Consider the following 13,324-nt stretch of genomic DNA (forward strand, 5'->3'; position numbering starts at 1 on the left):
CTTCAAAAAAGGTAAGAAAGTAAATGTCATAAAGGACAAGAACTTTATTATTGAAATCGTATAAAAACCCTTTTAAATTTTTTTATGAATCTTATTTGATGATTTATCTTAAGGTTGCTTATAACGGGAGGGAGTTTCACGGTTCACAATCACAACCAAATGTCAGAACAGTTGAAGGCGATATAGTCCAAGCTCTGGATGACCAGGGCATCAAAGCAATTAATTACGGGTTTTTATCAAGGACTGACAGAGGAGTTTCCGCTCTTTCTAATATCTTAAGGCTTGAAGTTGAAGAGGATCTTAATATGAAAAGATTGACACATTCGTTGGAAGATATCTGGATATACGCAAAAACTAGTAAATCCATTAAGTTTCCTCTCACCAAGAGTTATAGATATTATCTTTTCGACAACGGATACAATGAAGATCTTGTTTCAAAGGGACTTTCATTTTTCAATGGAACTCATGATTTCTTTTCATTTTCTAAGTATAATGGGATTGAAGATACTAAAAGGACTATTGAAACAAGTTATAGAAAAGAAGGGCCAGTTTATATCTTGGAGTTTAAAGGCACTGGATTTTTATGGCAGATGATCCGGAGGATTGTCGGACCTATAGTTGATTATACAAAAGGAGAATTAAGTGAGAGTGCGATATTATCTGCTTTAAACGGGGAGACTATTCTACATGCAACTCCTTCTTCACCAGATTACCTCCTTCTCTACGATATCGAAACAAACTGCGATATGTACTACGATGACTATGTTATCCGGACATTGAAAAGAAGATTCAATGAGCTGTTCACTGATTTCTCGGCTAGGACCTTATTAGAGAAAGAGAGTTTTGCCTATATGAGTGAAACAGAAAAACTTATTAACAGAGATTAATCTTTTGATTCTAATAGCCGGGTAGGGTAGTGGTCAATCCTTCGAGGCTCTGGACCTTGAGACGGTGGTTCGAATCCGCCCCCGGCTACTGTTTTTTCAATAAATAAAGATTTATACTAAGAATCAATAATGGTTTTTATGGAAAATAAGATGGACGAGAAGGAATGCCAATGGAAGGAAGGATTATGAACGAGTTCGAAATTGAAGCAGGAGATTTCTATGACCTAGCCAAAGTATATTTAGATTCCCTTCTAAGAGTTAATAAAGATGCAGCAAGTCGTTTGATATTAAAAGCTGTTGAACAAGGCACGGATATTAAAAATATTTATCTTTATGTATTTGAATCTTCCCAACATGAAATTGGGCGTCTGTGGCAAACTAATCAGATTTCTGTGGCTCAAGAACACTTTTGCACAGCCGCTACTCAAATGATTATGTCTCAGCTTTATCCTTACATATTTAGCAGTAGTAAAAACGGATACAAGATGATAGCAACATGCGTGGAAGGAGAATTACATGAAATAGGTATTCGAATGTTGGCCGATTTGTTTGAAATGGAGGGTTGGGATACTTATTATCTTGGTGCAAATACTCCAACTCCAAGCATTATAGATACTATTAAGAGCATGAAACCTGATTTATTGGCAATATCCGCTTCAATTCATTATAATGTAGATAATGTAAAAACTTTAATCAAACAAATTCGTGAATCCAACTTGATTCCCCCTATAAAAATTTTTGTCGGAGGTAGGCCCTTCCTTTTAGCACCAGAAATGTGGAAAAAGGTTGGGGCTGATGCGTGTACATCTAATGCTTTAGAAGCTATTATTTTAGCCAATAAAATTATTATTAATCAAGGTGTGAAATCAAATGTCAAATGAATTACCTGCTATTTCTAAAGAAACATTAGAATATTTCCAGAAATCATCGCCAGATATTATCAAAAAAACTGTAGCGCTTGCTTTAAAAAGAGAAGACGAAATAAAGCATCACGGTAAAGACGCCCCTAAAATTTTAACTTCAGGGATGGAGTTTACCACTAAGATGTTGGAAGCTGCTATGTCTATGGGTGAAATTAATCTCTTAGAAGACGAAATAAAATGGGCAAAGGACAGACTACCACACGATGGCGTGGAGATGGAACATATTGTAAATAGATTTAAAATATATAGGGAGGTCATTACAGAGATTTTACCAACTGAAAATGCACTTGAAGTTACTGCTTATTTAGATTTGATGATAAGCAAAATGCAAAAACTATTGGATTAATACCTAAGGAGTTCAAATGTCACAAAATACTATTAAGGGTTTGGCCTGTTCATGTAATTTAGACGGAGAAGTTATTGAATTTATACATAAAAACGTAGAATTGAAAAATGAAATATATATTGACAAACCATTTTATACTCTGCTTGATTCTGGAAGTTGGGAGAAATGTCACGAGTTTCTAAAAAATATACTTGATAAGAAGGTAGCATTAGATTGGGAAATGAATATGTCCTCAAAGAGAAAAGTAACTGTTATGTACTTTTCTGGTTTTTTGGTTGAAGATAAATTATTAATATTTGGTGTCAGCTCCAGAGATGAAACAATTCTTTTTATAGAAGAAATTAGCAATATAAATAATCAACAATTAAATTCTTTACGAATGGCGATGAAAAATATTGATACTTATCTAAAACAACAAGAAACAAAAGATAGGGATTTATACGAAGAGTTAGCGCGTCTGAACAATGAATTAGCTACAGCGCAGAGAGAATTAACGAAGAAAAACATTCAATTAACATCTTTAAATGAGCTTAAGAATAATTTTTTAGGCATGGCAGCGCACGATCTAAGGAATCCATTGGGATTGATTATGAATTATAGCGAATTTCTTTTACTTGAAAACCCTGAATTAAGTGAAAAATCAAAAACGTTTATAGAGAATATCCTTTCTGCAAGTGAACTTATGAGGAGACTTATCGATGATTTTCTGGATGTTTCAATAATAGAATCTGGGCAAGTTCCCATTAACAAACAGCTAACGGATTTAGTGTCTCTCTTAAGAGAAAACATTGAGAGATTGGAATTTAAATCTAAAAAGAAAGAAGTTACTATAAAATTTGATTACGATAACGATATTGGCCTTGTCAATATCGATGGGCCTAAAATAAGTCAAGTTTTTACTAATTTTTTATCTAATGCAATTGAATATTCTGTTCCAAATTCAAAAATATATGTAAGGTGTTACAAAGATCAGGACAGCATCGTAGTTTCTGTTAAAGATGAAGGGCAGGGGATACCAGAAAATGAGCTAGGCAATTTGTTCAAATTCTTTGGTAAGGCTAGCACAAAAAAAACTGGGGGAGAAAAAAGTACTGGACTTGGATTGGCGATAGCTAGAAAGATTATAGAGTCTCACAAAGGCAAAATATGGGTAGAAAGTAAATTGGGAGAAGGGGCTAAGTTTTATTTTTCAGTTCCAATGTGAGAAGAATAAATCAAAGGGAGGGCACTATATATTAAATCTATTAATGATTATATAATCAACCCCAATCTTCTCCATCGATATATATCCAGAGGTCCCCTGTAAGTGCTGATCTTTCGTCGCATTTCTGGCAGTATTTCTTAAAGATTGTTTTTGTAGAAGCCGCAATTGAGCATATGCCTACCTCTTTTTCGTCATCTTTCTGAACAAGATTATCACAATTAACACAAACGTGTGGTCCTTTTTTATCTATAAGACTCATCTTATCCCGTAATGTACTTTTGAGGATTGATTTAAATATTTTGCTACTTGATGTTGGCATGATTTTTATTTGCCATCGTAGAAGGCAAATTATTTTAAGGTTAGGTGTAAATAAGTCTTTATGGATGACTTAAAGGAGCTTTTTTTCAATAGAAAAACTGTCGAGATCCTGCTTAGCATGCTTGAAGATGAAAAGCCTAGATACCCGACGGTCATTGCAGAAGAGGTTGGCTCAATATACCCTCATGTTTTCAATATCTTAAAAGAGTTGGAAGAAGTTGGGTTAGTCGAATCTTACAAGGAAGGGCGAATTAGATTCATAAGATTGACGGCCGAGGGCAGAAAAATAACAGAAAAATTCCGAGAAATATACTCTGAACTAGAAGGATTTGAACAAAAGTTTTCAGAGGAAAGAACACGAGAAGACACAATAGCTATAAATAGATTTAGAGAGACCATAAAATCCATTGAATACAAGCTGCTTTCTGAGAACCTTGATAAGAAGGATAGCTTCAGGGAAGTATTAAAATTATCTAAGCTACGAACAGAGCTTGAAAGGACAAACTTTAGAAATGACAACGATAGGGAAGAAAAGAATAAACTCCTGAAAAGGATTTATTATATTGAAGAAAAGGCAAAGGTACTTTTGATAAAGTTTTAAGTTTTGGCTCTTTCAACATAAATAGAGAGTAGGTCTACCCATGCAGTTTCAAAACCTTTTTCTTCTTCAGTCCTAAAGGCATCTGACGCCCTTTTTGTAGATTCAAGCAGGAGTTTTTTAAGATCTCTTTTGTCAAACTCTTTTGAGACTACCTTGCATATTATTGAATCCCTATCATTTTTTTCCATAGAGGTTACTATACCATTAACGGCCTTTGCATAGCCTTTATTGAATTCTGAGTCCCCCAGATGCTCTGCAATCTGAAGATAGTTTTCTCTTGCCTTTTTCATATCTCCATTTTCGAGGTAAGATGCCAACAATTTTAATCTAAGTTTTACCTTTTCCAAATTAATCACCTTAAGATTGCTATTATAATTATATGGTCCTTTTCATATGGTGAAAGGTCAATTGTATCTACAATGTTAAATTTTTTTTCAAGATGTTTTATTTCCTCTTTGAATATTTCCTCTGGTGGTTTGCTCGAATCAATGCTTCTTGCCTTAACGCAATAGAATGCCATGCCACCTTTTTTGAGATACACTGAATTCTTAATTAGGATTTCGTGCTGATGCTTTTGAGCAACATCCTGGTAAATAAAGTCAACCTGTTCTACTAAGCCTGAATAGAGATTGGGGATTGAAGCGTCTTCTAGAATTGGATAGATATTATCTCGTACTTCACTGATATTAAGGAACTGTCTCATACTCCTCTCAGACATCTCGACAGAAAATATTTTTCCATTTTCAACAATATCGGAGATATGAGAAACAGTGGTACCTGTCGCAGCACCAAGATAAAGGATCTTTGAGTCTTTCTTGAAAGGTAGATTCTTGTATCCTTTCATTATAGCGGCCGCAAGTTTTGATCTTCGCGGATTCCATTCACGGAGCTCTCTTCCTTTGAAATCAACTAGCTTCTCGCCGTATACTCTTTCCCCTTTAATAAGATTTTTTGTATAAAGTTTGTCACCATCAATAAAAACATTTGTAAAAATCTCTTCCATTAGAAGTACTAATTAATGCGACTATAAAAGTATTTCTAAATAAAACTATCTATAAATTCATAATCACAAGTTTAACTTTTGATTTTTTATATTTCTGATGGTAAATATATGAATTGTAACTGCGATTGCTATTGTAATCAATATTATTTTGATGAGAAGGGCTGAAACTACAAAAACAACTGAGAATAATATAGTTGTCCATAATAGGAAAAGAGAGATAATCTTTACGTTTAACGCAACGCCTTTCCCTTCTCTGTAGTTTTTAATGTAATTTCCAAACAATTTGTTGCATAAGAGCCAATTGTAGAATCTATCTGAACCCTGTGCATAACATGCTGCAGTGAGTAGAAGAAAAGGCGTAGTTGGCAAAAGAGGTATGAATATACCGACTATCCCAATTACCAAAGAAATTGTTCCTGTAATGAGCAATATCGCCCTTATTATTCTATTCGATTTTTTAGTATCTCTGTTCGAACTACATGCTAAAGTTTGATTCACTATTATTTCCCCTTCTTAGCTCTTAATTTTTTTAAAGATATCAATCCAAATAGTGGCCCTAAAAATAGGATTGAGAATGTATACTTCCAGCTGACAATGTCTACAACTATTGGGATTAGCTTAATTGAGATAATTGATATAAAGAACCCAATTGCAAGTTGGATTGTTACTGCTGTTCCCATATATTTTTTATCGCCTACTTCTGTGGCAAGTCCCGAATATTGGGGGCTATCTGCGACAGCCGCCATTCCCCAAATCAAGGCAATAATAATCATTGCAACATTATTAACTCCAAAAGTAAATCCGATTATCAACGAACAAAAACCACTTATTGAAAGCATCAAAATATTAAAATCTGCTTTGCCAATCTTATCTGCAAAAATACCGCCGAAGAATGTTGTTAAAGATCCAAATAAGAAGATTAAGAAAGTGATCAATGAAAAGAAAAATATTGAATTATTATTGGCCCCAGATCTTAAGTATGATTCCCTCAAAAAAATTGGAATCCACGCCCACATTGCATAGAGCTCCCACATATGGCCAAAATATCCATAATTTACTAATTTAAGTCTCTCATTTTTCAAAATGTCTTTTAGATTATCTATCCTGAATTTTATTGTTCCTGCAGTGTATGGTCCTTCTTTTACAAATACAAACACTAATATGGCGCTGACCAAAGAAGCAAGGCCTGAGAAACTTATTAGTATTCTCCATTCAGGTATACTTGTTAGATTAAAAAGATATGGCATTCCAGAACCTAGTGCCAATGAGGCCCCCATGCATCCAACTGCAAACCCTCTTTCTTTTTGAAACCAAGAAGATGCCAGCTTCATACCTGGTGGATAGACTCCAGCTAAGAAAAATCCTGTAAAGAATCTTACCAACAATAATGCAAAAAAAGATTCTACGAAGAATGCCACGATGAAACTTGTAACCCCTCCCAGTGCGGCAGAGATGGCAAATACATTTTTTGTTTTAAATACATCTGGCAAGTTAAGAACTGCATAAGTTAGAGCCCCTACAATAAATCCTATTGTAACTATTATGCTCAATAAACTTTTTTCAGAATTTGTAAGACTGAAATACTCTGTTAATTCTGGTATTACTGCATTTGCACTAAACCACAGAGAAAATGATAGAATTGCAGATACCGATAAGATGATTAGAATTTTCCAGCGTAATTCTAAACGGAACATAGATTAATAAATATTTAAGGAAATATAAAGGTTGCTTTCTGAAATTTTATGTATTGAATGCGATAAAGATATTACCAAATCAATGACAAATACCAATTTCCTGATCTTTTCTTTATGGAAGAGCAAGATATCGATGAGATTGATAAGGCCAATAAAAGTGAAGCTTAATTTAGAAATCAATAAGAAAAAACTCAAAAGTCCCGGCGGCCGGATTTGAACCAGCGATCCGTGGATCTACAGTCCACTGCCCTAACCAGACTAGGCCACGCCGGGCTACATGAAGTTAAATGAACTTATTTTAAAGCTTTTCGGTGTTCACTAATAATAAGCGTCATAGAATTTTTTGATTTCTTTTTGCGAAGGTATTCTAATCTCATCCCAGATGCTTATGATGTCTTCTAGATATGCAAATTTACTTTGCGAGGAAAAAATATTGTGGAGGAAATTCTTTCTTTCTTTTATATCAATCTTGACAAATTCCAAATAATCATGGGGGGAATAATAATTAAGAGGGTTGAATCTCTCCCCAAAATTCTTCATACTATGAACTTCACTGAGCTCTTTAGGTGATGGAACTAGGTAGCCGTAAACTGGATCTTCTACCCAGTTTTTAATAAGTCCATGTGCAGAGAGTTTAAGGAGTGTTTTTGAGTCTGAAACAGTAATTTTTTCTCCACCAATAGATTTGCCCTCTAGATCAAACTCACCAACAAAACCGGTATTGATGATTAAAAAGTTTATTTTCCCATTATGCCCAAGTCCCATGTCCAAGAATACTTTCTTTTTCAGAACTGCCTGATCGGCTTGCTCTCTTGCCATAAAGTCAGTTGCAGAATAAGATCTTACCCTAGTTCCGGGAACCTTACCTGAAATAGCAGAGGTAATTATGCTCTCACAAGCACTGTCAAATGCAACTGCCATAAGTGGGTCAGTCACCTTAATTATGGGATTAAATATATCATATCTCTTAAAGCTCAAAACGAAATTTCTGAGGTACTTGTCCTTTTTGCCCCAAGAAGAGTTCAAATCACTGAAGAGAAAAATGAATCTGCCATTAGTTGTTCCACTCTTTTCATAGCTCTTGGTAAGTAATGAGCCTACTTCGCCAGTTGCCTCGGGGATTTCTACATTGTAACCATTTATGCTTTTCTTAACGTATTCGACACCTTCGCAGTCAATGTTCATTGCCAAAACAATATGTTTTCTGTCTTTAGATTTCATCAAACCCGGATACTCTGGGCTTTTCTCAGACAGCCCTTCTGATTTTGCAAAGCTTGCAGCTTCAAGGCCAACTAGTTTTACGTCAACTATTTTTCCATCTTTAGAAATAACTTTACCTAGAATAGCATCATCCTGTTCAAGATTGGGCCCAACGGTCAGTGTAGTTTTCCCCGTACCGCTAAGTCCTATTATAACAGAGCTTTCAGAAAGTCCCGCATGGAAGGAGATCATCTCATCAGATTCTCCCCTGTTCCAGACCATAGTTAAATTGGGTTTTTTGAAGGCGCCACCAAAATAATCGATTCCAAGGTTCAAAACACATCTAATATCGTTTTTCATCTCAGTAAAATCATAAAGTGAAAGTGGCTCGTTCTCATTGTATTCTGGCCAGACTTTCTTTATACGATTAACATATTCTTCTGGAAGTTTTTCAGGAACTATGAAGTTGTAGCAGCTTGGTTTTATCCCGTCTTTTGGAGGGAACACCATCATCTTTCCCATCCATGAGATGTAAGCACTTTGTGGATTTTCTACGCTTACAACTGACCTTATACCCACTTCATATCCATTTTCTCCCTGTATACCATCTGCAACAATAAGCTTAGGTTTCGCTCTAAGATAGTCCATGACTATGCTAAAAATAGCTTTTCCTGTAACAATATCAAATCCTTTTTGGCCTACTCCAAGCTTATACCCTTTTGGCACCATGTAATGGACTTGATCTGGCCTCCTCCCTTTTTGTGTAGAAGCAAAAAGGTACTGCCCGTCCTTTGTAATGACATAATATGGTTTTAGATAATTAATATAAAATTCATCAGAAGGATTTAAAAAAATCCTATCTTCTGGAATGGTAAGATCCTCAGAAACATTAAAGCCACTCATAAAAAACACTCTATATGCTAGTTGCTATATTCTCTTCAAATATATGTAAAAATTCTGTTAACTTTTCAATTGGTACATAGGCCCCACATGCTGGGGGGTGGCCTCCTCCTTTGCCACCTACAGATTCTGCACTCTTCTTTATCTCTTTTCCTAAATTTAAGCCTTTAAGTACCAACAATCTTGAGCAGCGTGCAGAGATTTTATAAACATTTGGGTCATTCGGCAACGTTGTATAAGCAACTATAGGTAAAAAGGGGTCAGTATCTCTATTTCCAAGAACTAAACTTGCCACGGTACCTACTATTGTATCATTTATGCCGCTTCCATCAAAGTACTGAAACTTCCCTTTCATGACCACCCCTCTGCTCTCAACAAGGCTCATGCTTCGTGCAATATTCTTTCTGTGCTTTCTAAGTAGTCCTAACAGTATATCGTAGTATATTCCTCTGTTACCCTTGCAGACATAAAATCCTACTTCAGGTCTGCCATTTTTACCGCAAGCATTAAGACAAGTTGCAAACTCTGAAGCATCTCTCAAAGGGCTTCTATCCTCTTCTTGGATAAGTGAGTAAGATTCTCCCATAATCATCTGTGGGATAAAAGAAACATATTCTTGAGGGACTGCCGTTATTGTCTTTCTTATTATTTCTGTTGCAAGCTTTCTCTTCTCATCACATGTCATGTCTGACACAGTTCTCCAGTCACCTTCATAACAAGGGATTTCCAAGCTATTTAGAAGTGCCATTGCATTCGAATCGCTTCCCGTAACGCCCGGTATTGGGGGGTCTGAGAAATACTGAAGTGATTTGTAGATAGGCCTTGTTGACCGGCCGTACAAAAGTAAATCTTCTTCGGCTTTGACCAAACCTACCTCTATGCTATCTAAGAGGATGTCCCGATTTAATCCTTTTAGCCCGCCCCAGGAGCCCTGCATATCCCCAACTGCTCCGACTATTGCAATTGAAGATAGATCTTTGTTGTTACTGTCAAGTTCTAAAGACAAAAGATATGCTAGTCCTGAACCGCTGACCTCCTCCGATCCGCTATACCCAAATCTGTTTGGATTAACTTCTAGAAAAGGAGTTTCGGGGTACTCCCCCTGGTGGTGGTCTAGGATAATTATATCCTTGTCTTTATGTTCTGACATTAAATAATCTATCTGACCGCTTCCCATATCAAGGAATATGGTGAGATCTGCTAAATGGGAAGCAGGAATACCATCAAGAGAGGTAAAATGAACATCGTGATTAATGTTGAGCCTGTCCAATGCAAGGGACAGAATTGATGCAGCGGAAATTCCGTCGGCATCGATATGAGAAATAATCTTGACTTTAGAACCCTTGGATTCAAGAATTTTATCCTTTGCCTTTAATAATAGTTCAGCGAATCCAGAATCCATATCCATATTTGAAGCGTGTCATATATATAGGTTTTGTTTTGGGTATCCAATTTCGTCTATCGATAATCTTATTTCAAAGCTTTAACATAATTAAAAATACCCTCGGAAAGGGCGCTGTTTTTAATAACATCATCAATCTCCTCAATTCTTGCATTCTTTAGATTTTCAATAGATCCAAATCTTTCAAGTAGCCTGGATTTTCTTTTAGGTCCAAGACCTTTTATATCATCTAGGGGGGAGTGAATGCTTGCTTTTCTTTTCATGTTTCTTAGATTCTTTATCGCAAATCTATGGGCCTCATCCCTAATCCTCATTAGAAGGTTCTTAGAGTCAGCATCCATATCTGGATTTAGCCCATCCTCAAGATAAAGATCCTCTTCCTGCTTTGCAAGGGCAACAGTTGGTATTTCAAGGCCGAGAGATTCGAGTGCATCAAGGGCCGTGTTCAAATGACCCTTTCCACCGTCAATCAATAAAAGGTCTGGCAGTGATTCTTTGTGCTTAAATCGTCTGTTTAGTACCTCCCTTAGGGAAGATATGTCATCCTGGCCAATCACAGTCTTTACCTTATATATTCTGTAGTTCTCCTTTGACGGTTTGCCATCAATGAAAGTTACCTGAGATCCCACTATTATCTCTGGGCCTATATTTGAAATATCATACCCCTCAATTCTTTTGGGTAGATCTTCAAGGCCAAGTGAAGTCATAATCCCTTCGAGCGGTGATTTCTTTTTCGATGATAAGTAAAGCTCGGCATTTTTTGTTGCAAGAAGCACTTCTTCCTTTTCACGAATCGATGAAGCCGGAGTTATTTTTATATCATATTTCCCGTTTGATAAAAATTCTTGGATCTCCTCTTTATCGGGTATATCAAAAGGCAAGATAATTTTGTTTGGCAAAAATTCTTCCCTATAATGCTGCTTTAGAAATGATGACAAAGTATCCTCTCTATCAAACAAGGATTCTTCTATTTGGTAATTTTTAGTTCCTGTAAGTACCCCGCCTCTCACCATAACTACGCAGATGCATATTGATTCTTTGTCGTAATAGCCTATGATGTCCTTATTTATTGGGGTATCTAGGAAGATTTTCTGCTGCTCCATTGACTTTCTGATTGCATCTATTTTATCCCTTAGAACTAAGGCTTTTTCGTATTCCTGATCTTTCGAGGAGGAGTTCATTTCATCGCTTAGCTTTGATATTAGCTCTTCTCCTCTGTTTTCAAAAAACATCAATAGCTCATCTACTCTGTTATTATACTCCTCTTTAGATTTAGGATCAGAACATGGCGCTGTACATCTTTCTATATAAAAATTAAGGCACGGTTTTTTACCCATTTTTTTACAGCTTCTTATCTTGAATATGTTCCTTGCAAGCGCAAGCATTTTTCTAGCTGAACCCACGTCAGAATATGGGCCAAAATAATATGCGCCGTCTTCTTCAATCTTTCTTGAAACTATGATCTTTGGGAATTTTTCATTTGTTATTTTGATATAAGGATACTTCTTATCGTCTCTAAAATGAATGTTATACCTGGGCTTGTATTTTTTTATGAAATTATACTCAAGTAAAAGTGCCTCTGTTTCATTATCTGTAGCAACATACTCTATATCATCTACCCTGCTCATGAGAAAAGATACTCTATCTGGAATATTTTTCTGGAAATATGAAGCAAGTCTCTTCTTTAGGGATTTTGCCTTTCCCACGTAAAGAACATTCCCTTTGGAGTCCTTCATAATGTAGACGCCGGGCTCTTCTGGAAAATTTTTTGTTATATACATATCATTGCTCATGACAATATTGGATTTATATTCTTGAATTTAAACGTTTTTAAAATAAAATACAAAAGATTTTAAATCATGACTAATAACTAAAAGCCAAGAGGAATTACTTGAGCGTTATACTTAGAACTTCAGTTCCAATATTGCTTCTAATTGCTCTTGGATATCTATCAAGAAAGTATGGCATTCTTAAACACGGGGACGAAAGGGTCTTAAGTTCTTACATATATTACTTTGCACTTCCCTCGCTCTTTTTCATTAATATATACGAAGTTGAGTTTTCAAGAGAGATTATAAAATATGTTGTTGCAGGAATAACTCCAACTTTTGTTGCCCTAGCCATTTTCATTGCTATTTTCATATTAGGGATTGTTAAAGATAAAAAAACACTTTATCTATTAATTGTTACAACTGTTTTTGGGAGTCTCGCCTTTTTCGGTATACCCTTCATTGTATTTGCTTTTGGTACAGGGGAGCCTGAAAGATTAGCAGCACTATTTGCATCTACAATTAGTTTTGTAAGTGTTATTACTGCAACTTCAGTATTAGAACTATACAAACTCCACGGTGAAAAAAACTCTAGAGTAAAAACGCTTGTAAAGAGATTCTCAAAAAATCCTTTGATTATTTCAACTTTACTTGGTGTATCCATTAACCTAATAGGGTTTGAAGTTCCAATTTTTCTTTCTACTACCTTGCATAGTTTGGGGAGTACTACTTCGACTGTAGCTATTTTTATGCTTGGATTATTCTTTTTTGGAAGAAGTTATGGAAATTTAAAGGCCGCATTTGGATTAAGTCTTTTGAGAATAGTATTCTTGCCTTTAATTGCAATTATATTCTTGAAATTCGTATTTGTAGTCCCTTCATTTGAGAGCACTATTATAGTTCTTATGCATGGTATGCCTATCGCCGTTTCATCTATAGTGCTAAGTGAAAGGTACGACTTCTTCAAAGAAACAATAGCATCGCTTAATCTTATATCTGCCCTGCTTTCAGTGTTTTACCTTAACATATGGTTAATTATTCTAAAAACTATTTTCTGATATTTATTTTGAAAGCTCT

14 protein-coding genes and 2 tRNA genes are annotated in these 13,324 nt (G+C 35.6%); 7 read left to right on the top strand and 9 right to left on the bottom strand.

What is annotated here, in order from left to right; genetic code table 11:
- Window positions 1-98: 98 nt before the first annotated feature.
- The 5 genes from PLI06_09810 to PLI06_09830 all read left to right on the top strand — a co-directional run bounded on the left by PLI06_09810 (window position 99) and on the right by PLI06_09830 (window position 3,360).
- Window positions 99-887, top strand: a complete 789-nt coding sequence (locus PLI06_09810) for a hypothetical protein (protein HOI77889.1) — start codon at window positions 99-101, stop codon at window positions 885-887.
- A gap of 15 nt (window positions 888-902) precedes the next feature.
- Window positions 903-975, top strand: a tRNA-Gln gene (locus PLI06_09815).
- Window positions 976-1,072: 97 nt separating this feature from the next.
- Complete coding sequence (locus tag PLI06_09820; protein ID HOI77890.1) at window positions 1,073-1,768, top strand: cobalamin-dependent protein; 696 nt, start codon at window positions 1,073-1,075, stop codon at window positions 1,766-1,768.
- Complete coding sequence (locus PLI06_09825; GenBank protein ID HOI77891.1) at window positions 1,758-2,156, top strand: hypothetical protein; 399 nt, start codon at window positions 1,758-1,760, stop codon at window positions 2,154-2,156. Before PLI06_09820 ends, PLI06_09825 begins: the two co-directional genes overlap by 11 nt.
- 16 nt (window positions 2,157-2,172) lie before the next feature.
- The gene (locus tag PLI06_09830; protein ID HOI77892.1) at window positions 2,173-3,360 is read left to right on the top strand and encodes a HAMP domain-containing sensor histidine kinase; all 1,188 of its coding nucleotides are present in this window, start codon (window positions 2,173-2,175) and stop codon (window positions 3,358-3,360) included.
- Between the two features lie 55 nt (window positions 3,361-3,415).
- Here the strand turns inward: PLI06_09830 and PLI06_09835 are convergent, their stop codons facing one another.
- Complete coding sequence (locus PLI06_09835) at window positions 3,416-3,619, bottom strand: hypothetical protein (protein HOI77893.1); 204 nt, start codon at window positions 3,617-3,619, stop codon at window positions 3,416-3,418.
- A gap of 120 nt (window positions 3,620-3,739) precedes the next feature.
- Here PLI06_09835 and PLI06_09840 point away from each other — a divergent pair, with 120 nt between their 5' ends.
- A complete protein-coding gene (locus PLI06_09840) occupies window positions 3,740-4,279 on the top strand; it encodes a winged helix-turn-helix domain-containing protein (GenBank protein HOI77894.1) in 540 nt (179 codons plus the stop codon).
- Here PLI06_09840 and PLI06_09845 read toward each other — a convergent pair.
- From PLI06_09845 to uvrC, 8 genes are all read right to left on the bottom strand, one after another.
- Entirely contained in the window at window positions 4,276-4,626 is a 351-nt protein-coding gene (locus PLI06_09845; GenBank protein ID HOI77895.1) for a hypothetical protein, read from the bottom strand. The genes PLI06_09840 and PLI06_09845 overlap by 4 nt on opposite strands.
- Window positions 4,627-4,631: 5 nt before the next feature.
- Window positions 4,632-5,282, bottom strand: coding sequence for a fibrillarin-like rRNA/tRNA 2'-O-methyltransferase (locus PLI06_09850; GenBank protein ID HOI77896.1), 651 nt, complete (start codon window positions 5,280-5,282; stop codon window positions 4,632-4,634).
- A 63-nt stretch (window positions 5,283-5,345) separates the two neighbouring features.
- Window positions 5,346-5,723 (bottom strand): YbaN family protein, encoded by a 378-nt coding sequence (locus PLI06_09855; GenBank protein ID HOI77897.1) that lies wholly within the window; start codon window positions 5,721-5,723, stop codon window positions 5,346-5,348.
- Between the two features lie 59 nt (window positions 5,724-5,782).
- Complete coding sequence (locus PLI06_09860) at window positions 5,783-6,976, bottom strand: MFS transporter (protein ID HOI77898.1); 1,194 nt, start codon at window positions 6,974-6,976, stop codon at window positions 5,783-5,785.
- 198 nt (window positions 6,977-7,174) lie between these two features.
- A tRNA-Tyr gene (locus PLI06_09865) sits at window positions 7,175-7,249 on the bottom strand.
- 45 nt (window positions 7,250-7,294) lie between these two features.
- A complete protein-coding gene (locus PLI06_09870) occupies window positions 7,295-9,079 on the bottom strand; it encodes a phosphoenolpyruvate carboxykinase (ATP) (protein HOI77899.1) in 1,785 nt (594 codons plus the stop codon).
- 10 nt (window positions 9,080-9,089) lie between these two features.
- Complete coding sequence (locus tag PLI06_09875) at window positions 9,090-10,478, bottom strand: DHH family phosphoesterase (protein ID HOI77900.1); 1,389 nt, start codon at window positions 10,476-10,478, stop codon at window positions 9,090-9,092.
- Window positions 10,479-10,546: 68 nt separating this feature from the next.
- Entirely contained in the window at window positions 10,547-12,271 is a 1,725-nt protein-coding gene (gene uvrC, locus PLI06_09880; GenBank protein ID HOI77901.1) for an excinuclease ABC subunit UvrC, read from the bottom strand.
- Window positions 12,272-12,369: 98 nt separating this feature from the next.
- On the opposite strand from uvrC, the gene PLI06_09885 reads away from it, so the two are divergent.
- Window positions 12,370-13,305, top strand: coding sequence for an AEC family transporter (locus PLI06_09885; GenBank protein ID HOI77902.1), 936 nt, complete (start codon window positions 12,370-12,372; stop codon window positions 13,303-13,305).
- Window positions 13,306-13,324 lie beyond the last annotated feature (19 nt).

This window comes from Methanofastidiosum sp. (assembly GCA_035362715.1).
Taxonomy (GTDB): Archaea; Methanobacteriota_B; Thermococci; order Methanofastidiosales; family Methanofastidiosaceae; genus Methanofastidiosum.